Origin of the sequence: Streptomyces sp. NPDC000345 (assembly GCF_042898825.1) — a bacterium.
In the GTDB taxonomy this organism is placed as follows: domain Bacteria; phylum Actinomycetota; class Actinomycetes; order Streptomycetales; family Streptomycetaceae; genus Streptomyces.
Genome location: NZ_JBIAZE010000001.1, coordinates 966,254 through 986,557, shown reverse-complemented (window position 1 = coordinate 986,557; position 20,304 = coordinate 966,254). Strand labels below are relative to the sequence as shown.

14 protein-coding genes are annotated in these 20,304 nt (G+C 71.7%); 8 read left to right on the top strand and 6 right to left on the bottom strand.

The features are described from left to right. Positions 1-49: 49 nt before the first annotated feature. The 4 genes from ACFY30_RS04590 to ACFY30_RS04575 are packed head-to-tail and all read left to right on the top strand — an operon-like array spanning position 50 to position 5,194. A complete protein-coding gene (locus ACFY30_RS04590; RefSeq protein ID WP_390843653.1) occupies positions 50-820 on the top strand; it encodes a redox-sensing transcriptional repressor Rex in 771 nt (256 codons plus the stop codon). Beyond that, positions 817-2,514, top strand: coding sequence for a glutamyl-tRNA reductase (locus tag ACFY30_RS04585; protein WP_390843652.1), 1,698 nt, complete (start codon positions 817-819; stop codon positions 2,512-2,514). The genes ACFY30_RS04590 and ACFY30_RS04585 overlap by 4 nt, the downstream gene beginning before the upstream one ends. A gap of 5 nt (positions 2,515-2,519) precedes the next feature. After that, positions 2,520-3,491, top strand: coding sequence for a hydroxymethylbilane synthase (gene hemC / locus ACFY30_RS04580; protein ID WP_390843694.1), 972 nt, complete (start codon positions 2,520-2,522; stop codon positions 3,489-3,491). Next, complete coding sequence (locus ACFY30_RS04575; RefSeq protein ID WP_390843651.1) at positions 3,488-5,194, top strand: uroporphyrinogen-III synthase; 1,707 nt, start codon at positions 3,488-3,490, stop codon at positions 5,192-5,194. Before hemC ends, ACFY30_RS04575 begins: the two co-directional genes overlap by 4 nt. Before the next feature lie 762 nt (positions 5,195-5,956). On the opposite strand, the gene ACFY30_RS04570 is transcribed toward ACFY30_RS04575, so the two are convergent. Next, positions 5,957-7,846, bottom strand: a complete 1,890-nt coding sequence (locus tag ACFY30_RS04570) for a DUF4157 domain-containing protein (RefSeq protein ID WP_390843650.1) — start codon at positions 7,844-7,846, stop codon at positions 5,957-5,959. 373 nt (positions 7,847-8,219) lie between these two features. Between ACFY30_RS04570 and hemB the strand changes: the two genes are divergently transcribed. Both hemB and ACFY30_RS04560 read left to right on the top strand, forming a co-directional pair. Then, positions 8,220-9,212, top strand: coding sequence for a porphobilinogen synthase (gene hemB / locus ACFY30_RS04565; protein ID WP_390843649.1), 993 nt, complete (start codon positions 8,220-8,222; stop codon positions 9,210-9,212). A 366-nt stretch (positions 9,213-9,578) separates the two neighbouring features. After that, the gene (locus tag ACFY30_RS04560; protein WP_390843648.1) at positions 9,579-10,811 is read left to right on the top strand and encodes a PLP-dependent aminotransferase family protein; all 1,233 of its coding nucleotides are present in this window, start codon (positions 9,579-9,581) and stop codon (positions 10,809-10,811) included. Between the two features lie 86 nt (positions 10,812-10,897). Here the strand turns inward: ACFY30_RS04560 and ACFY30_RS04555 are convergent, their stop codons facing one another. Both ACFY30_RS04555 and argS read right to left on the bottom strand, forming a co-directional pair. After that, on the bottom strand, positions 10,898-11,683 hold the full coding sequence (locus ACFY30_RS04555; RefSeq protein WP_390843647.1) for a DUF4253 domain-containing protein: 786 nt from the start codon (positions 11,681-11,683) through the stop codon (positions 10,898-10,900). 113 nt (positions 11,684-11,796) lie between these two features. Beyond that, positions 11,797-13,551 carry an arginine--tRNA ligase gene (gene argS / locus ACFY30_RS04550; protein WP_390843646.1) on the bottom strand — a complete coding sequence of 585 codons (1,755 nt, stop codon included), beginning with the start codon at positions 13,549-13,551 and terminating at the stop codon, positions 11,797-11,799. Positions 13,552-13,718: 167 nt separating this feature from the next. On the opposite strand from argS, the gene lysS reads away from it, so the two are divergent. Next, the gene (gene lysS, locus ACFY30_RS04545; RefSeq protein ID WP_390843645.1) at positions 13,719-15,467 is read left to right on the top strand and encodes a lysine--tRNA ligase; all 1,749 of its coding nucleotides are present in this window, start codon (positions 13,719-13,721) and stop codon (positions 15,465-15,467) included. 77 nt (positions 15,468-15,544) lie between these two features. On the opposite strand, the gene ACFY30_RS04540 is transcribed toward lysS, so the two are convergent. The 3 genes from ACFY30_RS04540 to ACFY30_RS04530 all read right to left on the bottom strand — a co-directional run bounded on the left by ACFY30_RS04540 (position 15,545) and on the right by ACFY30_RS04530 (position 18,880). Further along, positions 15,545-16,873, bottom strand: a complete 1,329-nt coding sequence (locus tag ACFY30_RS04540) for a DUF2637 domain-containing protein (protein WP_390843644.1) — start codon at positions 16,871-16,873, stop codon at positions 15,545-15,547. 101 nt (positions 16,874-16,974) lie between these two features. Then, positions 16,975-17,919 carry a DUF3558 domain-containing protein gene (locus tag ACFY30_RS04535; RefSeq protein WP_390843643.1) on the bottom strand — a complete coding sequence of 315 codons (945 nt, stop codon included), beginning with the start codon at positions 17,917-17,919 and terminating at the stop codon, positions 16,975-16,977. A 121-nt stretch (positions 17,920-18,040) separates the two neighbouring features. Further along, positions 18,041-18,880: a DUF3558 domain-containing protein gene (locus ACFY30_RS04530; RefSeq protein WP_390843641.1), complete on the bottom strand. Its 840-nt coding sequence runs from the start codon at positions 18,878-18,880 to the stop codon at positions 18,041-18,043. Between the two features lie 202 nt (positions 18,881-19,082). Here ACFY30_RS04530 and ACFY30_RS04525 point away from each other — a divergent pair, with 202 nt between their 5' ends. Further along, on the top strand, positions 19,083-20,276 hold the full coding sequence (locus ACFY30_RS04525; protein ID WP_390657933.1) for an RtcB family protein: 1,194 nt from the start codon (positions 19,083-19,085) through the stop codon (positions 20,274-20,276). Positions 20,277-20,304: the final 28 nt, after the last annotated feature.

The following is a 20,304-nucleotide window of genomic DNA, read 5'->3' as shown; positions in this document are numbered from 1 at the left end:
TCCGGTTACGTGTGGCCGCCTTCAGCCCCGCTCTACCCGCAGGAGCACCGTGGCAACTGGCCGAACTCACCGACCGGCGACCCGTAGCCGAGGGATTCCCGAGGCCACCGTCGCCAGGCTTCCGCTGTACCTCCGCGCGCTGACCGCACTGTCGGAGCGCTCGGTCCCCACGGTCTCCTCCGAGGAACTGGCCGCGGCGGCGGGGGTCAACTCCGCCAAGCTGCGCAAGGACTTCTCCTACCTGGGTTCCTACGGAACGCGCGGTGTCGGCTACGACGTCGAGTATCTCGTCTACCAGATCTCCCGTGAGCTGGGGCTCACCCAGGACTGGCCGGTCGTGATCGTCGGTATCGGAAACCTCGGCGCCGCCCTGGCCAACTACGGCGGGTTCGCCTCCCGTGGCTTCCGGGTCGCCGCGCTCATCGACGCCGATCCCGCGATGGCCGGAAAGCCCGTCGCCGGCATCCCCGTCCAGCACACCGACGACCTCGAGAAGATCATCACGGACAACGGCGTGTCGATCGGCGTCATCGCCACTCCCGCCGGTGCCGCCCAGCAGGTCTGCGACCGGCTCGTGGCCGCCGGGGTCACCTCCATCCTGAACTTCGCGCCGACCGTGCTGTCCGTCCCGGACGGCGTCGACGTGCGCAAGGTCGACCTCTCCATCGAGCTGCAGATCCTCGCCTTCCACGAGCAGCGCAAGGCCGGCGAGGAGGCCGCGCTGCCCGACGGCGCCGGGCCCGCCCCCGCGAGCCGCGAGGCCTCACGGGAGACCGACCAGGGACCCGACGGGGACGTACCCGCCGTGATGCCGGCATGAGTCTCCTCGTCGTCGGACTGAGCCACCGCAGCGCACCGGTCAGCGTCCTGGAGCGGGCCTCCCTCTCCGCGGACGCGCAGCTCAAGCTGCTCCAGGACACGGTCGCCGCCGAACCGGCCGCCGAGGCCGCCGTCCTCGCCACCTGCAACCGCATCGAGCTCTACGCCGACGTGGACAAGTTCCACGCGGGCGTCGCCGAGCTGTCCACGCTGCTCGCCCAGCACAGCGGCGTCGGCCTGGAGGAGCTCACCCCCTACCTCTACGTGCACTACGAGGACCGTGCCGTCCACCACCTGTTCTCGGTGGCCTGCGGCCTGGACTCGATGGTCGTCGGCGAGGGCCAGATCCTCGGCCAGCTCAAGGACTCCCTCGCCAGGGCGCAGGAGCTGCACACCGCCGGCCGGCTGATGAACGACCTGTTCCAGCAGGGCCTGCGGGTCGGCAAGCGCGCCCACTCCGAGACCGGCATCGACCGCGCCGGGCAGTCCCTGGTCACCTTCGGCCTGGAGCAGTTGGCGGCGGGCGGGGACGTGCAGGACTGGGCGCGGGGCAGGAAGGCGCTGGTCATCGGGGCGGGTTCGATGTCCTCGCTGGCCGCCGCGACCCTCGCGCGCGCCGGTGTCGCCGAGGTCGTCGTCGCCAACCGCACCTTCGACCGCGCCGAGCGGCTCGCCCGGATACTGACCGAGGACGAGGGCACGGACGTGGTGGCCCGCGCGGTCCCGATCGAATCGGTGCCGGCCGAGCTGACACGTGCCGACGTCGCCGTCTCCTGTACGGGGGCGACGGGACTCGTCCTCACCGCGGAGGCCGTCGCCGCGGCGGTCGAGGACCGCACGGGCGCGCCCGCCGCCGTCACCGGGTCCGAGGACGCCGTACGACCGCTGCCGCCGACCTCCGTCGGGACCGAGGACGGATGTCCGCTGGACCTGGCCGCCGTGCAGCAGCCCGGCTTCTCCGTCATGGGGGAGGCCGCCGTGGCCGGCATGGACGCGGCCACGCTGGAACAGCACGCCGCCTGGGTCGACAACGCCACGGTGGACCGCCGTACGGCCGGCCGGCGCAGCCCCGAGGCCGACGCCGAGCTGATCACCGCGCTCGCCGCGACCGCCGCCACCGTCGGCCGCATCCCCGAGCGCCGCAGGCCCGAGCCGGTCGCCCCGCCCGTACGCCCCGAGCCGGTGCTGTTCCTGCTGGACCTCGCCATGCCCCGGGACATCGACGCGGCCGCGCACCGGCTGGCCGGGGTGCGGCTGGTCGACATCGAGTCGCTGGCGGAGGCCTCGGCCGAGGCGCCGATGGCCGCCGACGTGGACCAGGTGCGGCGGATCGTCTCCGACGAGGTCGCCGCGTTCGGTGCCGCCCAGCGAGCCGCGCACATCACGCCGACCGTGGTCGCGCTGCGCACGATGGCCGCCGACGTGGTCGCCGGTGAGATCGCGCGCCTCGAAGGGCGGCTGCCCGGACTCGACGACAAGCACCGCGCCGAGATCACGCAGACCGTCAAGCGCGTCGTCGACAAGCTGCTGCACGCGCCGACCGTCAGGGTCAAGCAGCTCGCGGCCGAGCCCGGCGGCGCCGGATACGCGGACGCGTTGCGCACCCTGTTCGACCTCGACCAGGACGCGGTGGCCGCCGTGTCCCGGGCCGAGGACAGCACCGAGAAGAACGCAGAGAACCGAGGGCCGGCATGAGCGGCATGAGTATAAGGGCACTGAGACTGGGGACACGGCGGAGCAAGCTCGCCATGGCCCAGTCCGGGCAGGTCGCGGAAGCCGTCAGCCGGGCGACCGGACGGCCCGTCGAACTCGTCGAGATCACCACTTACGGCGATGTCTCCCGCGAGCACCTCGCGCAGATCGGCGGCACCGGTGTGTTCGTCACGGCCCTGCGGGACGCGCTGCTCCGGGGTGAGGTCGACTTCGCGGTTCACTCGCTGAAGGACCTGCCGACCACGCAGCCCGAGGACCTGGTCCTGGCCGCCATACCGGTGCGCGAGGACCCGCGCGACGTGATCGTCGCCAGGGACGCGCTGAAGTTCACCGACCTCCCGCGCGGGGCACGCATCGGCACCGGTTCGCCGCGCCGCATGGCCCAGCTCAACGCGTACGCGCGCGGCCACGGACTCGACATCGAGACGGTGCCGATACGGGGCAACGTCGACACCCGGATCGGGTTCGTGCACGGCGGCGAGCTGGACGCGGTGGTGCTGGCCGCGGCCGGACTGAACCGCATCGGCCGCATCGACGAGGTCACCGACTTCCTGTCGGTGGACACGGTTCTGCCCGCTCCCGGCCAGGGAGCACTGGCGATCGAGTGCAGGGCGGGGCACACCGCCGAGGATGCAGCGCTCGTCGCCGGGCTCGGCGCGCTCGACGACCCGTTCACGCGGGTCGCCGTGACCGCCGAAAGGTCCCTGCTCGCCGCCCTGGAGGCCGGTTGCAGTGCCCCTGTGGGCGCGCTGGCCGACCTTCTGGCCGACGGGCAGATTGTCAAGGAAATGCGCCTGCGGGGCGTCGTCGGCACCACCGACGGCACCCGCATGGTGCAGTTGTCCACCACCGGTCCCGTGCCCGAGACGCACGACCGGGCAATGGCGCTCGGTCGCGAACTCGCCGCCGAGATGCTCGCCCAGGGCGCGGCCGGTCTGATGGGGGAGCGAGCACTGTGAGCCCCACCGCCCTTCCTGCCGTCGGTCCTGAGCACGGGCACGTCACCTTCCTGGGTGCCGGACCCGGGGATCCGGGACTGCTGACTCTGCGCGCCGTGGAGGCGCTGGCGAACGCGGACGTCCTCGTCGCCGAGCACGAGGTGCTCGACGTCGTACGGACGCACGCGCGGCCCGGCGTGTCCGTCGTGACCGCGGAAACAGGTCCTTCGTCGGACCCGCTTCCGGGCACGGGCACACCTCATCCCACGCTTGTCGACGGCACGTCAACAACCGTTGAGGTACCCGTTGTGCGGGATGCCTCACATCTTGTCATGGAGGCCGCGCGGGGCGGCAGGCGGGTCGTCCGTGCGGTGTCCGGGGACCCGGGACTTGATACGTACGCGGCGGAGGAAATGCTCGCGTGCGCTGCCGCCGGGGTGCCGTTCGAGGTGGTCCCGGGTGTCGCGGCCGCCGTCGGCGTCCCCGCGTACGCCGGTGTGCCGCTGCGGGACGCGCAGGGCGCGGACGTCCGGTTCGTGGACGCGCGCACGGCCTCGGACCGCTGCTGGACCGAGGTGGGCGCCTCCGACGGGACCGTGGTCGTGTCGACGACGCTCGACTCGGTCGCGGCGGCCGCCGGTGAGCTGGTGTCGGCGGGCCGCAAGCCCGATACGCCGATGACCGTCACGGTGGCCGGTACGACGACCCGTCAGCGGACCTGGACGGCGACGCTCGGCACGATCGCGCAGACGCTGAAGCAGGCGAAGGTGCTGCCCTCGCCGGAGGGCGGCCGCCCGGTGATAGCCGTGGTCGGCGAGCGCTCCGCACCGGCCCAGCGCGACCAGCTCGCGTGGTTCGAGTCCAAGCCGCTGTTCGGCTGGAAGGTCCTCGTGCCGCGTACGAAGGAGCAGGCGGCGTCGCTCTCCGACCAGCTGCGCTCGTACGGGGCCGTGCCGCACGAGGTGCCGACGATCGCCGTGGAACCGCCGCGCACGCCCCAGCAGATGGAGCGGGCAGTCAAGGGGCTCGTGACGGGCCGCTACGAGTGGATCGCCTTCACCTCCGTCAACGCCGTCAAGGCCGTGCGGGAGAAGTTCGAGGAGTACGGGCTCGACGCCCGTGCCTTCGCGGGCATCAAGGTCGCCGCGGTGGGCGAGCAGACCGCCAAGGCGCTGATCGCGTTCGGTGTGAAGCCGGACCTGGTGCCGAGCGGCGAGCAGTCCGCGGCGGGTCTGCTGGAGGACTGGCCGCCCTACGACCCGGTGTTCGACCCGATCGACCGCGTCTTCCTGCCGCGCGCCGACATCGCCACGGAGACCCTGGTCGCCGGGCTGATCGAGCTGGGCTGGGAGGTCGACGACGTCACGGCCTACCGGACCGTGCGGGCCTCGCCGCCGCCGGCGGAGACCCGGGAGGCGATCAAGGGCGGTGGCTTCGACGCCGTGCTCTTCACGTCGTCCTCCACCGTGCGGAACCTGGTGGGCATCGCCGGTAAGCCGCACAACGTGACGGTCATCGCGTGCATCGGTCCGGCGACCGCCAAGACCGCCGAGGAGCACGGGCTCCGGGTGGACGTCATGGCGCCCGAGCCGTCCGTGCACAAGCTGGCCGAGGCACTGGCCGACTTCGGGCTGCGGCGGCGGGCCGCGGCGCTGGAGGCCGGGGACCCGGTGACCCGGCCGAGCGAGCGGCGGCCCGGGTCGCGGCGGCGGCGGGCGACGTAGTCGCCGCTCCCGCGGGCCGTGCCGCGGACATCCTGTGCGCCCAGACACGGAAGGACGTCACCGTCGACTGGAAGGTGAAGGAGCAGGCCCGGGACAAGCTCATGGCCCGGGTCCTCCGCCTGCCGACGCACGGATCAGCCCCCTTCCTGTGATGTGCATGCCGCTTCCGCAGCTCCCCCGCCACCCACGGCTCCCGAACGACTTGAGGCATCCGGTCGGCGGGCCGTACCGCAGGCTCTGCCCGCGGGAGGAGCTCCTGGGGACGGGCGGCATGACAGGGCCATCGCCCTCCTCGCGAGTCTGCGCCGCACGGACGACCGTCTCACCCTCTCCCACCGTGACGTGCGGGCGCTCGCACCTGCCGTCACCGCATGGTTCGACGGCGGTGCCCCGGCCGCCGTCGTCCACCGCGCCCTGACCTCGAATCTCCCCGACGACATGCGACACCCGGCGGGTGTGGTCGGCTACCGCCTTCGCGAACTGCTGCCCGCGCCTCTCCCAGCGATCTCCCCACCCCGGGTCGTACCGGGAGACAAGCATGTCGTCCGCCGTCCTGATCCCTTCCAGACCTGCGACGGCTGCGAACGTGCCTTCCGTGCCCCGCATGCCGGTCGGTGCCGGGACTGCCGCTCCGGATCCGAGCCGTCGGCGGCAGTCGGCCCACTTCACGCGGCTTGACCCGCCTGCAGTGGGGCAGGGGTCGCCCGGCATGCGGGACGGCGGACCGTCGCCGCCCCTGTGAGCGCCTCCGGGGATTTTCCTTCAGATGCCCACGGCCGTCCTGATCGCGCGCTTCACGGTCGCCTGGAGGACCACGAACTCGGACTCGGTGATCGTGCCGCGCGTGGCGTCCATGATCTGGCGGTGGACGGGGGTCCGCGTGCCGTTGATGTTCCCGACCGGGACCAGGGAGATCGCGTAACTGATCCAGTCGGCCTGGAGCCGGTCGGGGAGGCCGAGGGCCGAGGCCGGCTGGACCTGTTCCCCGGGGGCGTGCACCACGGAGGCGGTGACGTCCAGCCTGATGTCGTAGCCCCGGGCCCTCACCTGGGGGATCAGCTCCCGAAGGCCGGTTTCCATGGCCAGCTGCTCGGTGTTCACGGCGTTGGTGCCGATGACGAGGTTGGCGGGAATGCTCGGACCGCCGTCCCCGTCGCCGATCAGATGGCACCACTCGTACTTGGCGAGCTGTCCCACGCCGCCACCGTTGCCCGGCCCCATCCACTGGTGGGCCTGGGTTCCGGCCATGGCGGCGGCGGTGCCGCGCTGGCCGTCGCGGCGGTCGACCTGCGGCCTCGACGAGACCCCGGAGGCGAACCTCGTGGTCTGGCCGAGCGCGTCGAAGTTCTGCGCGGACAGGAAGCGGCGGTCGTTGTTGAGGAACTTCGGGTCGTGCCGTCCGGCGGGGACGTAGTGCACGACGGGCTGGGTGGCCTCGAACGGCAGCAGCGTGAGGTTCTGGGCCCCGGCCTGCGCCGCGTCCACATAACTGTCCGCGTCGAGCCCGAAGCGCTGCATCGCCTCGTCCGGGGTCAGCCCGGCGGCCGGATTGACGCCCCACCGGTCGCCGAAGGCGTAGGTGCGGCCACCGGACCGGCCGCCCGACCCGCGCAGTGTTCTGCGCGTGATGCGGAACGGGGCGTCGGTGTCGATCAGGACCCGGTTGCCGCTGACGTCGTGCGGGTCGTTGATCAGTTCGATCGTGTAGAGGAAGAACGACGACTGGTACTGGGCGGTCCACTGTGTGTGCAGCGCCCCGCCCCGGCGTCCCGCGGCTCGCCGCGGCAGGGTGAAGGAGCTCTGCACCCGCAGCACGTCGACGTCGGTCGCGGCGGCCGGAAGCAGCCGCGCGTGCGTCGGCTCGGGGGGCATTTCCCCGTCGTCGCCGAACGTCTCCGCGGGGACCCAGAACCCCGTCAGAAAGCTGAGCTGGTCCACCTGGTCGTTCTGGGTCTGCGCGTCCGCCGGCGTCGTCACGGTCCGCTGGATCACCCCGCCCTCGGAGGCTCGCGAAGGTTCCGGCGCCCCGTCGGACGAGCGCTGCACGGGGGCGGCGCTCATCACGCGCGTGGCGTTGGCCTCCGCCTCTCGCTCGTACCGGTCGGAGGGGTCGGAGACCTTCAGGCCCGAGCCGTTGTCGGTGCCCGCCACGGGGCCCTGGCGTTGCTGGATGACGTGGGTGAGTTCGTGGGCGAGGGTGTGTTTGTCGGCACCGCCGTCGCCGATGACGACGTGGCTGCCGCTGGTGTAGGCGCGGGCGCCGACCTCGGCGGCGGACGCCCTGGCGGCCGCGTCGGTGTGGATGCGGACGTCGGAGAAGTCGGCGCCGAGCCGGGCCTCCATGTCGGTGCGGGTGGCGTCGTCCATGGGCTGCCCCGGCGTGCGCAGGACGTCGTGGACGGCGGACCGCTGCACGGAGGGGGCCGCCTGTCCGGTCTCCTCGTGACCGCAGCCCGCGCCGTGCTGGTGCGGCTCGGGCTGAGCCCTGGGGCGGGCGGCCTGGCGGAGCAACTGGACGACGGCGGCGTTCCCGGCCGTGGACTGCAGGGCGGCCAGGCCGTGCAACGGTGAGGCCGGGGCCGGCGCGGGCTTGCCGGCAGGACCGCGGTCGCTGCCGGATCCGTGGCTTCTGGCGTTCTCGCGATCGCGCATGGTGATCTCTCTCGTGGTGCGGGAGTCGTCGACGTCTTCTGCATACGCACAGACCACCGCCGGTACCAGGTACGGAAGGGCAGCATGGACCGGCCGAACGGGCAGGACGCGATGCGCTCTCTTGACGGCGGTTCGGACGGAGCGCCGCCCGGTGCTGCGCTCCGCCCGGTCGACTTCCGTACCGGAAGAGGGAGTTGCCTGAGGGCACCAGGCCGTCCGTGGTGATGCCGGCGGTCGCGGCCTTCGTGATCCGGGTCAGGCCCCGCCCCGGGAGCCGCTGGGGTCCTGACGCCCCGATCGTCCGGCGCCGCGGGGCCGGCGGGCCGACTCGGCGTCGGCAAAGGCAGGTCCGGGACGGGCGTAGCGTGGACGCATGACGAAGTACGGATCCTTCCCCGGTACGCGTCCGCGGCGGCTGCGCACCACCCCCGTCATGCGGCGCATGGTCGCCGAGACCCGGCTGCATCCGGCCGACTTCATCCTGCCCGCGTTCGTGCGGGAGGGCGTGAGCGAGCCGGTGCCGATCCAGGCGATGCCCGGGGTCGTGCAGCACACCCGGGACAGTCTGAAGAAGGCCGCGCTGGAGGCCGTGGAGGCCGGGGTCTCCGGGATCATGCTCTTCGGTGTGCCGGAGGAGTCGAAGAAGGACGCGCTCGGGACGCCGGGCACGGACCCGGACGGGATTCTCCAGGTCGCCATCCGGGACGTGCGTGCCGAGGTCGGGGACGACCTGCTCGTCATGTCCGACCTGTGCCTGGACGAGACGACCGATCACGGGCACTGCGGGGTGCTGGACGAGCAGGGTCGCGTCGACAACGACGCGACCCTGGAGCGGTACGCCGAGATGGCCCAGGTGCAGGCCGACGCCGGGGCGCACGTGGTGGGGCCCAGCGGGATGATGGACGGTCAGATCGGGGTCGTCCGGGACGCCCTCGACCAGATCGGGCGGGAGGATGTCGCGATCCTCGCCTACACCGCCAAGTATTCGTCCGCGTTCTACGGGCCGTTCCGGGAGGCCGTCGGGTCCTCGCTGCAGGGCGACCGCAAGACGTATCAGCAGGACCCGGCCAACGTCCGTGAGTCGATGCGTGAGCTGGCGCTCGACCTGGAGGAGGGCGCCGACATGGTGATGGTCAAGCCGGCCGGTCCCTACCTCGACATCCTGGCGCGGGTCGCGGACGCGGTGGACGTGCCGGTCGCCGCGTACCAGATCTCCGGTGAGTACTCGATGGTCGAGGCCGCCGCCGAGAAGGGCTGGGTGGACCGCGACCGGGCGATCTTCGAGACGCTGACGGGCATCAAGCGGGCCGGGGCGCGGAACATCCTCACCTACTGGGCGACCGAGGCGGCGCTGAAGCTCCGGTAGTCCCGGTGGTCCCGGTGGTCCCGGTGGTCCCCGCGGTGCCCGACGGGCCCTCGTCGCGCAGGCCCTGGCCGTCCCGGCAGGCGGTGAGCGCGAGGGCGGCGGCGGCCGTGAGCGCGGCGGCCAGGAGACGGACGCGGGCGGAGCGGGCGGGAGTGGGGCGTGTGGACATGCGGCAAGCCTGGGCCGAACCGCCTCCGGGCTTCCACGCCCGCCGCCCAAGTCGGGACGCCGGTCCGGTCCCAACCCGTCCGACCTGCGGAAAAGCCGCGTCCTTGGGACGGGATGTGGGACGCAGGCGCCCGGCCTCGCCGGTCCGTATGCCGAAAAGGCGAGTGTAGGCGCCATCCACATCCCTAGGGTGCGGGCATGACTCTCGCATCCGACACCGTTCCCGCGTCAGCGTCAGCGTCCGTGTCCGTTGCCGCGCCGCCCCCGCTCGCCGCCCGGGCCCGGGTGACCGGGGGCTCCCCCGTGCGGGACATCCTCGCCGTCACCGCACGCCCCGAGATGATCAACTTCGCGGGCGGGCTGCCCGCGCCGGAACTGTTCGACGGGGAGGGTGTGGCGGAGGCCTTCCGGCATGTCCTGGAGGAGACCCCGGCGCAGGCCCTGCAGTACGCCACGACGGAGGGCGAGCCGGCGCTGCGGGAGCGGCTCGCGGCGCGGACGTCGGTGCGCGGCCTGGCGACCACCGCCGACGACCTCCTCGTCACCACCGGCTCCCAGCAGGCCCTGTCCCTGCTGGCGACGGCCCTCCTCGACCCCGGCGACACCGTCCTCGTCGAGGCGCCCTGCTATCTCGCGGCCCTCCAGGTCTTCGGGCTGGCGGGAGCGCGGATCGTGGCCGTCCCGGGAGACGCCGACGGGCCCGACCCCGACGCCCTGGCGGAGCTGGTGGCGCGGGAGCGGCCCAAGCTGCTCTACACCGTCCCCACCTTCCAGAACCCCACCGGCCGCACCCTGCCCGCGAGCCGCCGCGCCGCGATCGCCTGCGTCGCCGCCCGCCACGGCCTGTGGATCGTCGAGGACGACCCCTACGGCGAACTCCGCTACGACGGTGAGCGCGTCCCCTGGATCGCGGCCCACCCCGGCGCCCTCGACCGCACGGTCCTGCTCGGCTCCTTCTCCAAGGTGATGGCCCCCGGCCTGCGGCTGGGCTGGCTGCGGGCTCCCGCCGAGCTGCTCCGCGCCTGTGTCGTCGCCAAGCAGGCGGCCGACCTGCACACCCCGACGGTCAACCAGCTCGCCGCGGCACGGTATCTGGCCGTGAACGACCTCGACGCGCATGTGGCGAGGGTGGCGGCCGTGTACCGCGAGCGGCGGGACGCCATGGTGGCGGGACTGGGGGAGGTCCTGCCGGAGGGGTCGGTGTGGAACCGGCCGGAGGGCGGCATGTTCCTCTGGGTCCGGCTGCCGGAGTCGTACGACACCACGGCCCTGCTGCCCCAGGTGGTGCGGCAGGACGTGGCGTACGTCCCCGGCGCGCCCTTCTACGCCGGTGAGGCCGACCGCTCGACGCTGCGGCTGTGCTTCGTGACGCAGACGCCGGAGGAGATCGGGGAGGGGCTGCGGAGGCTGGGCCGGGGGCTGAGGGGATAGCCGGGGCAGCCCGGGGCAGCCCGGGGCAGTCCGGGGCAGTCCGGGGCAGCAGGGGGCGGCCGGGGCCGGCCGGAGGCGGCCGGGGTTCAGTCCCACCAGAAGGACCACAGGTGCTCCCCGAGGAGCTGCTGGGCGTAGGCCTCCGGTGAACCCGGCCCCTGCGTGATGTTGTCCGGGCAGAACGCGAAGTGTTCGGCGGCCACTGCCCGTGCCTCCTCCGGGGTGGCGGGCGGGGCCGCGACGGAGAGCACGAGGACGTCGAAGCCGAGTCCGACGACGCGTATGCCGAAGCGGTCCTCCCAGGAGCGGAGGACGGCGCACAGCCGGGCGGTGTCGTTCTCGTAGCCGGCGGGGCCCGTCCAGCCGATGGCGGCGGGCACATCCGCGCTCCGCCGGGCCGGCACCAGGGCGAGATGGGGCGTCCTGAACCACGAACGGCCCTCGGCCGCGAGGGAGTCGGCCACCTGCGCGGCGCGCGTGTCCGGATCGGACACCAGGGTGAGGCCCCGGGCCGGGCCCGGCCACTCCTCACCCTCCGCCGCGACCTCCTCCCAGTACTCCGCGAGGATCTCCTCCGGATCGTGGTCGCCGGGGTAGGACGGCTCGCCCGGCAGCAGCTCCCACTCCTGCGGGCCGCCCTGCGCCCCGCCCAGGTCGACGAGCACCGGCAGAAGACCCGCACGCGCCGAACGGGCGCCGAGCGCGGACCAGTTGCCCGGGGCAGCCGGCCGTTCGGCATGCCACAGCAACGGCTCGTGCCACGGCCCCTCTTCCGTCGCGTCGATCAGTCTCCCCGGCGGGAGTTGAAGCCCGAGGGAACGGCCGCTCGGGTCGGACGCCAGCTTGGGCAGCGGGTTGGGAAGAGTCGCCATGCCGGTGACTGTAAGGGCAGGCACTGACAGCGGGGCCGCGCTGAAGCGACGAAGAGGGGGGAGGGAAGCCATCGGGCTTCCCTCCCCCCTCCTTGTCGTCCGTCGTCCGTCCCTCAGAGCTTCTCGGGCGTCCGGATGCCCAGCAGGGCCATGCCCCGGTGCAGCGTGCGGGCTGTGACGTCGCACAGGAAGAGGCGGTTCTCCACCTGCTCAGGCGTCTCGGCCTTCAGCACCGGGCACTTGTCGTAGAAGGCCGTGTAGAGGGAGGCCAACTGGTACAAGTACGCCGCCAGCTTGTGCGGGGCGTACTCCGCCGCCGCCTCGAAGACCGTGTCGCCGAACGCGTCCAGGTGCAGGCCCAGCGCCCGCTCCGCCGCGTGCAGTTCCAGGTCCGGGTGCGCGGCCGGCCGTACGTCACCCGCCTTGCGCAGGATCGACTGGATACGGGCGTACGCGTACTGGAGGTAGACGGACGTGTCGCCGTTCAGCGAGACCATCTGGTCCAGGTCGAACTTGTAGTCCCGGTTCGGGGACGTCGACAGGTCCGCGTACTTCACGGCGCCGATGCCGACCTGGGCGGCCCGCTGCAGGATCTCGTCCTCCGTGAGGTCCTGCGCCTTCTCCCGGACGACCTCCGCGGCCCGCTGCACCGCCTCGTCCAGCAGGTCCTCCAGCCGTACGGTCTCGCCCTCACGCGTCTTGAACGGCTTGCCGTCCGCGCCCAGCACCGTGCCGTAGCCCATGTTGTGCGCGGTGACGTCGTCGGTGAGCCAGCCCGCCCGCCGTGCCGTCTCGAAGACCATCTTGAAGTGCAGCGACTGCCGCACGTCCACCACGTAGATCAGCGAGGTGGCGTGCAGGTCGGTGACCCGGTTGCGGATCGCGGTGAGGTCGGAGGCCGCGTAGCCGAAGCCGCCGTCGGCCTTCTGCACGATCAGCGGGACCGGCTGGTCGTCCTTGCCCCGGATGTCGTCGAAGAACACGACGAGCGCGCCCTCCGAGCGGACCGCGACCCCCATCTCCTCCAGCAGGCGGGCCGTCTCGGGCATGCCGTCGTTGTACGCCGACTCGCCGACGATCTCCTCGTCGCGGATCTCCATGTCGAGCTTCTCGAAGACCGAGTAGAAGTAGACCTTCGACTCGTCCACGAACCGCTGCCAGAAGTCGAGGGTCTCCTTGTCGCCGGACTGCAGGGCGACGACCCTCTTGCGCGCCCGCTCCTTGAAGTCCGCGTCCGCGTCGAAGACCGCCCGCGAGGCCTTGTAGACCCGGTTCAGGTTCGACATGGCCTGCTCGCCGTCGGTGTCGGTCTCCGCGGACAGCGCGTCCGGGTTCTCGATCAGGTACTGGATGAGCATGCCGAACTGGGTGCCCCAGTCGCCGATGTGGTGCCGGCCGATCGTCTTCTCGCCGGTGAAGTCGAGCATGCCGCGCAGGGCGTCGCCGATCACCGCCGAGCGCAGGTGGCCGACGTGCATCTCCTTGGCCACGTTCGGCTGGGCGTAGTCGATGACCGTGATGCCCGGGTCCGCCTTGGCCGGGACACCCAGGCGGTCCGTGTCCGCGTACCGCGCGGCCAGGTTCCGGGTGATCGCCGCGTCGGTGACCGTGATGTTCAGGAAGCCGGGGCCCGAGACCTCGATCTCCTTGATCACGTCACCGGCCACCACGTTCGCCACGACCTGCGTCGCCAGCTCCCGCGGGTTCGCCTTCGCCTTCTTGGCCAGGGCCAGGATGCCGTTGGCCTGGAAGTCGGCCCGGTCGCTTCGTCGCAGCAGCGGGTCCGCGGCGGTCTCCGGCAGGGCGGCCGAGACGGCGGACGTCAGGTGCTGTTCGACGGAGTGGCTGAGGGACGTGACCGGGGCCATAGGAGTGGGTGCCGTTCTCCTCGTGGGATGGATAGACAGGCCCAGTATCCCATGGGGGGTAAAGCCGTTTTCTCGCGCGCGTACCCGTCTGGGAGTATGGAGGGGCCCTCCGAGGGCTTCCAGCACCGACATCAACACATCGACAGCAACATCGAGATCAAGAGGACGTGCCGATCGTGGCTCAGAGCACCGAGACCACCGACTGGGTCTCCCGTTTCGCGGACGAGGTCATCGAGGAGTCGGAGCGTCGGGCCCCCGGCAAACCTGTCGTCGTCGCGTCCGGGCTCTCGCCCTCCGGCCCCATCCACCTGGGCAACCTGCGCGAGGTCATGACCCCCCACCTCGTCGCCGACGAGATCCGCCGCCGCGGGTACCAGGTCCGCCACCTGATCTCCTGGGACGACTACGACCGCTACCGCAAGGTCCCGCTCGGCATCACCGGGGTCGACGGGACCTGGGCCGAGCACATCGGCAAGCCGCTGACCTCCGTACCGGCCCCCGAGGGCTCGGCGCACCCGAACTGGGCCGAGCACTTCAAGGCCGCGATGACCGAGTCGCTGGCCGAGCTGGGCGTGGAGTTCGACGGCATCAGCCAGACCGCGCAGTACACCTCCGGCGTGTACCGCGACCAGATCCTGCACGCCGTGGCGCACCGCGCCGAGATCGACGCGATCCTCGACCAGTACCGGACCAAGAAGGCCCCGGCCAAGCCCCAGCAGCAGAAGCCCGTCGACGAGGCCGAGCTGGAGGCCGCCGAGGGGTCGGGCGCGGCGAGCGAGGACGACGGCAGCTCCGGCGCCGGGTCCGTCGGCTACTTCCCGTACAAGCCCTACTGCGGCAACTGCGAGAAGGACCTCACCACCGTCACCTCCTACGACGACGACACCACCGAGCTGACCTACGCCTGCACCGCGTGCGGCTTCTCGGAGACCGTCCGGCTGAACGAGTTCAACCGCGGCAAGCTCGTCTGGAAGGTCGACTGGCCGATGCGGTGGGCCTACGAGGGCGTCGTCTTCGAGCCCAGCGGCGTCGACCACTCCTCCCCCGGCTCCAGCTTCCAGGTCGGCGGGCAGATCGTCGGGATCTTCGGCGGGAAGCAGCCCATCGGGCCGATGTACGCGTTCGTGGGCATCAGCGGCATGGCCAAGATGTCCTCGTCGCGCGGCGGTGTGCCCACGCCGGCCGACGCGCTGAAGATCATGGAGCCGCAGCTGCTGCGCTGGCTCTACGCCCGCCGGCGGCCCAACCAGTCCTTCAAGATCGCCTTCGACCAGGAGATCCAGCGGCTCTACGACGAGTGGGACAAGCTGGACGCCAAGGTCGCCGACGGCTCGGCGCTGCCGGCCGACGTCGCCGCGCACTCGCGTGCGGTGCGCACGGCCACCGGTGAGCTGCCGCGGACCGGGCGCCCGCTGCCGTACCGGACACTGGCCTCCGTCGCCGACATCACCGCCGGCCACCAGGACCAGGCACTGCGCATCCTGAGCGAGCTCGACCCCGAGAACCCGCTCGGCTCGCTGGACGAGGCCCGGCCGCGCTACGACAAGGCCGAAGCCTGGATCAACACCCACGTTCCCGCCGACCAGCGGACCATCGTGCGCCAGGAGCCGGACGCCGAGCTGCTGAAGTCCCTCGACGAGGCCTCCCAGCAGTCGCTGCGGCTGCTCCTCGACGGACTCGCCGACCACTGGTCGCTCGACGGCCTGACCCACCTCGTGTACGGCGTTCCGAAGGTGCAGGCCGGGTTCTCCGCCGACGCGACGCCCAAGGAGCTGCCGCCGGAGATCAAGACCGCCCAGCGGACGTTCTTCGCGCTGCTCTACCACCTGCTCGTCGGGCGCGACACCGGTCCGCGTCTGCCCACGCTGCTGCTGGCGGTGGGGCAGGAGCGGGTCCGGGCCCTGCTCGGGGAGTAGGGCGCAGCCGGCGACACAGGCGCCCACCGCACAGGACAGGCCCCCTCGGAGACGAGGGGGCCTGTCCGTTTCCCGCCCTACGCGATGTGGTCCTCCTCCAGTTCCGCCGAGTGGCGGAGCTGGAAGCGTTCCGCGAGGGTCTTCAGCGCGCTGGGGGTCAGCGTGGTGCCGAAGGTCGCCTCGATGTTGTCGCCCAGGACACGGGGCGTCGGGTAGCTGCCGTCTATCGACCTGACGAAGACCTGGTAGTACGCGTCCTCGTCCGGCTCGGGGGTGCCGCCGCCCTCACCGAGCTCGCGGGTGCGGTTCGGGCCCACCGGGATGGGGAAGGTGCCGGTCTCCTCCGGGGCGGGTTCCAGGCCGGGGGGCGGGGGCTCTTCCTCGTACTGCTCCCGGTACGCGTCGGCCTGCTGCTGCTCCTCGTACCACTGGGCGTACTGCTCCGAGGGGTCGTAGGTGGGGTCGTAGCCGCCCTGGTACGCGATGTTGTTCGGGTCCGCCGCGTGGAACCAGGGGCTCTCGTCGGCGACCGGCCGGTCGGCCGGGTACCCGGGGTGCTGGGGGCCGCCGGGGTTCTGGCGCTGCTCGCCGAGGGCTGCCGCGCTCTGAGGGCCGGGTGCCGCCCCGGCGGCGCGACTGCCCGCGGCGGCGGCGTCGAGCCCGGCGGCTGCCGCGGCCGGGTCGGCGGGGAGGGGCGCCGCGGTCAGTTCCTGGTGGTGGGGGGCCGGGGGGAGCAGGGCCGGTTCTATGCCCGCCGCCGCCAGGCCCGCGGGGGCCGTTTCCGCCAGGGGGACGCCGTAGCGGGCCAGGCGCAGGGGCATCAGGGACTCCACCGGGGCCTTGCGGCGCCAGGCGCGGCCGAAGCGGGAGCGGAGCCTCGCCTGGTAGACGAGACGTTCCTGCTCCAGCTTGATCACCTGGTCGTAGGAGCGGAGCTCCCAGAGCTTCATACGGCGCCAGAGGAGGAAGGTGGGGACGGGGGAGAGCAGCCAGCGGGTGATCCGGACGCCCTCCATGTGCTTGTCGGCCGTGATGTCCGCGATGCGGCCGATCGCGTGGCGGGCCGCCTCGACGGAGACGACGAACAGGACCGGGATCACCGCGTGCATGCCCGTGCCCAGCGGGTCCGGCCAGGCGGCCGCGCCGTTGAAGGCGATCGTGGCCGCCGTGAGCAGCCAGGCCGTCTGGCGGAGCAGCGGGAACGGGATCCGGATCCAGGTCAGGAGCAGATCCAGGGCGAGCAGGACGCAGATGCCCGCGTCGATGCCGATCGGGAACACGTAGGAGAAGTTCCCGAATCCTTTCTTCAGAGCCAACTCGCGCACGGCCGCGTACGAGCCGGCGAAGCCGATGCCGGCGATGATCACGGCGCCGGTCACGACCACGCCGATGAGAACGCGGTGCATCCGAGTCAGCTGGATTGGCGCGGCCACCTACTTCCCTCCCCTTGCGTGTTGTTGCGCGAGACAGGGTGGCACATGTGTGCGGCGCACGTGTTGCCGGATCGTCAGCGCTTCGAGGAGGAGGCCTTGGACGCGGGTGTGGTCGTCGTCTTCGAGGGGGTCTTGGAGGCGCTCGCCCGGGGGGACGGCGAGGCGGACTTCGACGCCGACCCGGAGGGGGACGGGCTGGTCGACGTCGTACCCGAACTGCCGTTGCCGCCTTCGCCGTTGGCGGACTTCACCGCGGCCACGACCTCCTTGGCGGCCTTCTTCGCGGCCTCCGTCAGGGTGTCGGCGCTCGGGGTCTTCTCGCCGGCCAGACCGGCGCCGTTGTAGTCGAGGGTGACGACCACGTTCTCGACGCGGGCCACGACCGTCTGCTGCTTGAAGGCGCCTTCCTTCTTCTTCAGGTCGTAACGGACCACCGTCGCCTGGTCGCCGGTCCCGGTGACCGTCTCCGTCCTGGCGCTCTTCGCGCCCGTCACGGCCTGGGCGGCTTTGACCTGCTTCGCGTAGTACGTCTCCGCCTGGGTCTCGGCGTCACCGCTCGCGGTGTCCGACTCGAAGCGCAGCAGGGAGACGTTGAGCCAGCGGAACTGGGAGCCCTTCACGCCGTTGTTGTCCAGGCTGGACCAGGAGCAGCTGGTGCGGGCGGCGACGTCGCTGGAGGCGCCCTCCTTGCCGGAGGACGTGCCCTTGGGGACCAGCTCGGTCAGCGTCTTCTTCGACAGCACCTTGCAGGCGCCGGGCAGCGTCGCGTACGCGGCCGCCTGGACGGTGGGCGTGGAGCTCGCGGCGACCTCGCCGGTGCCACCGGTGGTGCCCTGCGCGTTGTCGGCGGAGCCGGCGCCCGAGTCCGAGCCGGAGTCCGAGGAGCAGGCCGCGGCGAACAGCATCACCGGCACCGCGAGCGCGGCGGCCAGGACGCGGTTGAGGCCTCCCACCCGGGTGGCGCGCTGGTCAAACTGGTCGTCTCGCTGGGCTCGTCGCTGCATGGTTCCTTCACTCATGACGCTCGTGGTTCCTGCGGTCGGATCGGGTCCGAGGGGCCACGGTACGCGGTGAGACAGCTGTGCGGTTCCGCTTCACCGGCTTTGCGGGCCTGCCGCGCGCGGACACCGAAGGCCGTTGTCAGGCCAGGGAGTCGGCCAGCCGGGAGGCCAGTTTCCGGGCCTTGTCCTGCATTTCCTCGCTGTCCGGGACCGTTCCGACGGTGGTCGGCTGCTCTTCGTACTCGATGGTCACGATGACGTTGGACGTGCGGAACGCCACAGTCACCGTGCGCTGTTTCACCGTCGAACCCGAGCTGCTGAGCGCGTCGTCGACGAACGCCTCGTCGCCGAGGTCGTCCAGGAGACGGGGCTGGAGATCGGTGGGCGTGGCGGAGGGCGAGGAGGTGGCCGGGGCGGAGCCGGACGGGGTCGCGGAGGCCGTGGGGCTCGCGCCGGCGGAACCGGACGCGCTCGCGGATGCCGAGGCGCCCGAAGAGGCGGTCTCCGAGGCGGTGTCGGAGGGTGTGGGCTCCGGCAGGTCGGCCGCGGTGACCTTCCTGGCGAACAGCTCCTCCGCCTGGTTGTCGTCGCTGACGGAGTTGTCGTAGGAGACGACGCGTTCGAAGTCGACGAAGAGATGGTCGGTGGCGTCCGCCGACTGCACCTTCCAACGGCAGCCCACCTTGCGGTCGGTGTCGTACGTCAGGGTCGCCTCGCCCTCGTAGGCGGTCTCGCGCTGCTGCTCGTCGGCGATCTCCTTGACGCCGGGCAGGAGGGATTCGAGGGTGGACTCGCCGACGGCGCTGCAGGCCTCGGGCAGGGTCGTGTACTTGCCGGGCTGCGCGGTGGCCGTCACCGTGCCGGCCTCGCCGGGGTTGGAGTCGTCCGTCGAACCGCCGTCGTCCGAGCCGCCGGTGCAGCCGGCCAGCAGCGCCGCGAGAAGCGCGGCGACGCCGGTTACGTAGGCCTTCCGCTGCACGGTCGGCTCCTCTCGACGGTCGCGTGGTGATCGTGGTCCAGTGTCCCCGCTGGTTATTCGCTTGCCGGGCGGGGGCGGCACCGGCAGACAATGTGTATCGCACGCAACACCGTGAACGCCGGTCCGTTGTCCCATTCGTTGACCTTGGCGCCGGTTTTGCGACTTGGGACTTCTGTTGTGATACCGGGGGAATGAGAGCGATATGTCGTACGTGGAAATGCCGGGCGCGAAGGTGCCGATCCGGATGTGGACCGACCCGGCGACGGTGGAGGACGTGGCGCTGCAGCAGCTGCGCAACGTCGCCACCCTGCCGTGGATCAAGGGCCTGGCCGTGATGCCGGACGTCCACTACGGCAAGGGTGCGACGGTCGGTTCGGTCATCGCGATGCGGGGGGCCGTGTGTCCCGCGGCGGTCGGGGTCGACATCGGCTGCGGAATGTCCGCCGTCAAGACCTCTCTGACGGCGAACGACCTGCCGGGGGATCTGTCGCGGCTGCGCTCGAAGATCGAGCAGGCGATTCCGGTGGGGCGGGGGATGCATGAGGACCCCGTCGACCCGGGACGGTTCCACGGGTTCGCGGCGGGGGGCTGGGACGACTTCTGGGGACGGTTCGACGGGATCGCCGACGCGGTCAAGTTCCGTCAGGAGCGGGCGACCAAGCAGATGGGAACGCTCGGATCCGGCAACCACTTTGTCGAGGTGTGCACGGATACGGCCGGTTCTGTGTGGCTGATGCTGCACTCCGGTTCCCGGAACATCGGCAAGGAACTCGCCGAGTTCCACATCGGCGTGGCCCAGAAGCTCCCGCACAACCAGGGTCTGGTCGACCGCGACCTCGCCGTCTTCATCGCGGACACCCCGCAGATGGCGGCGTACCGGAACGACCTGTTCTGGGCGCAGGAGTACGCGAAGTACAACCGCACGCTCATGATGGCGCTCCTGAAGGATGTCGTCGCCAAGGAGTTCCGGAAGGCGAAGCCGGCCTTCGAGCCGGAGATCAGCGCGCACCACAACTACGTCGCGGAGGAGCGCTACGACGGGATGGACCTGCTGGTCACCCGCAAGGGCGCGATCCGCGCGGGATCCGGCGAGTACGGGATCATCCCCGGTTCCATGGGCACGGGTTCGTACATCGTGAAGGGTCTCGGGAACGAGAAGGCCTTCAACTCGGCGTCCCACGGCGCCGGTCGGCGCATGAGCCGCAACGCGGCCAAGCGCCGCTTCTCGACGAAGGACCTGGAGGAGCAGACCCGGGGGGTGGAGTGCCGCAAGGACTCCGGCGTCGTGGACGAGATCCCGGGTGCCTACAAGCCGATCGAGCAGGTCATCGACCAGCAGCGGGACCTGGTGGAGGTCGTGGCGAAGCTGAAGCAGGTCGTGTGCGTGAAGGGCTGAGCCGGCCGGGGGAGGGCACGGGTCCTCC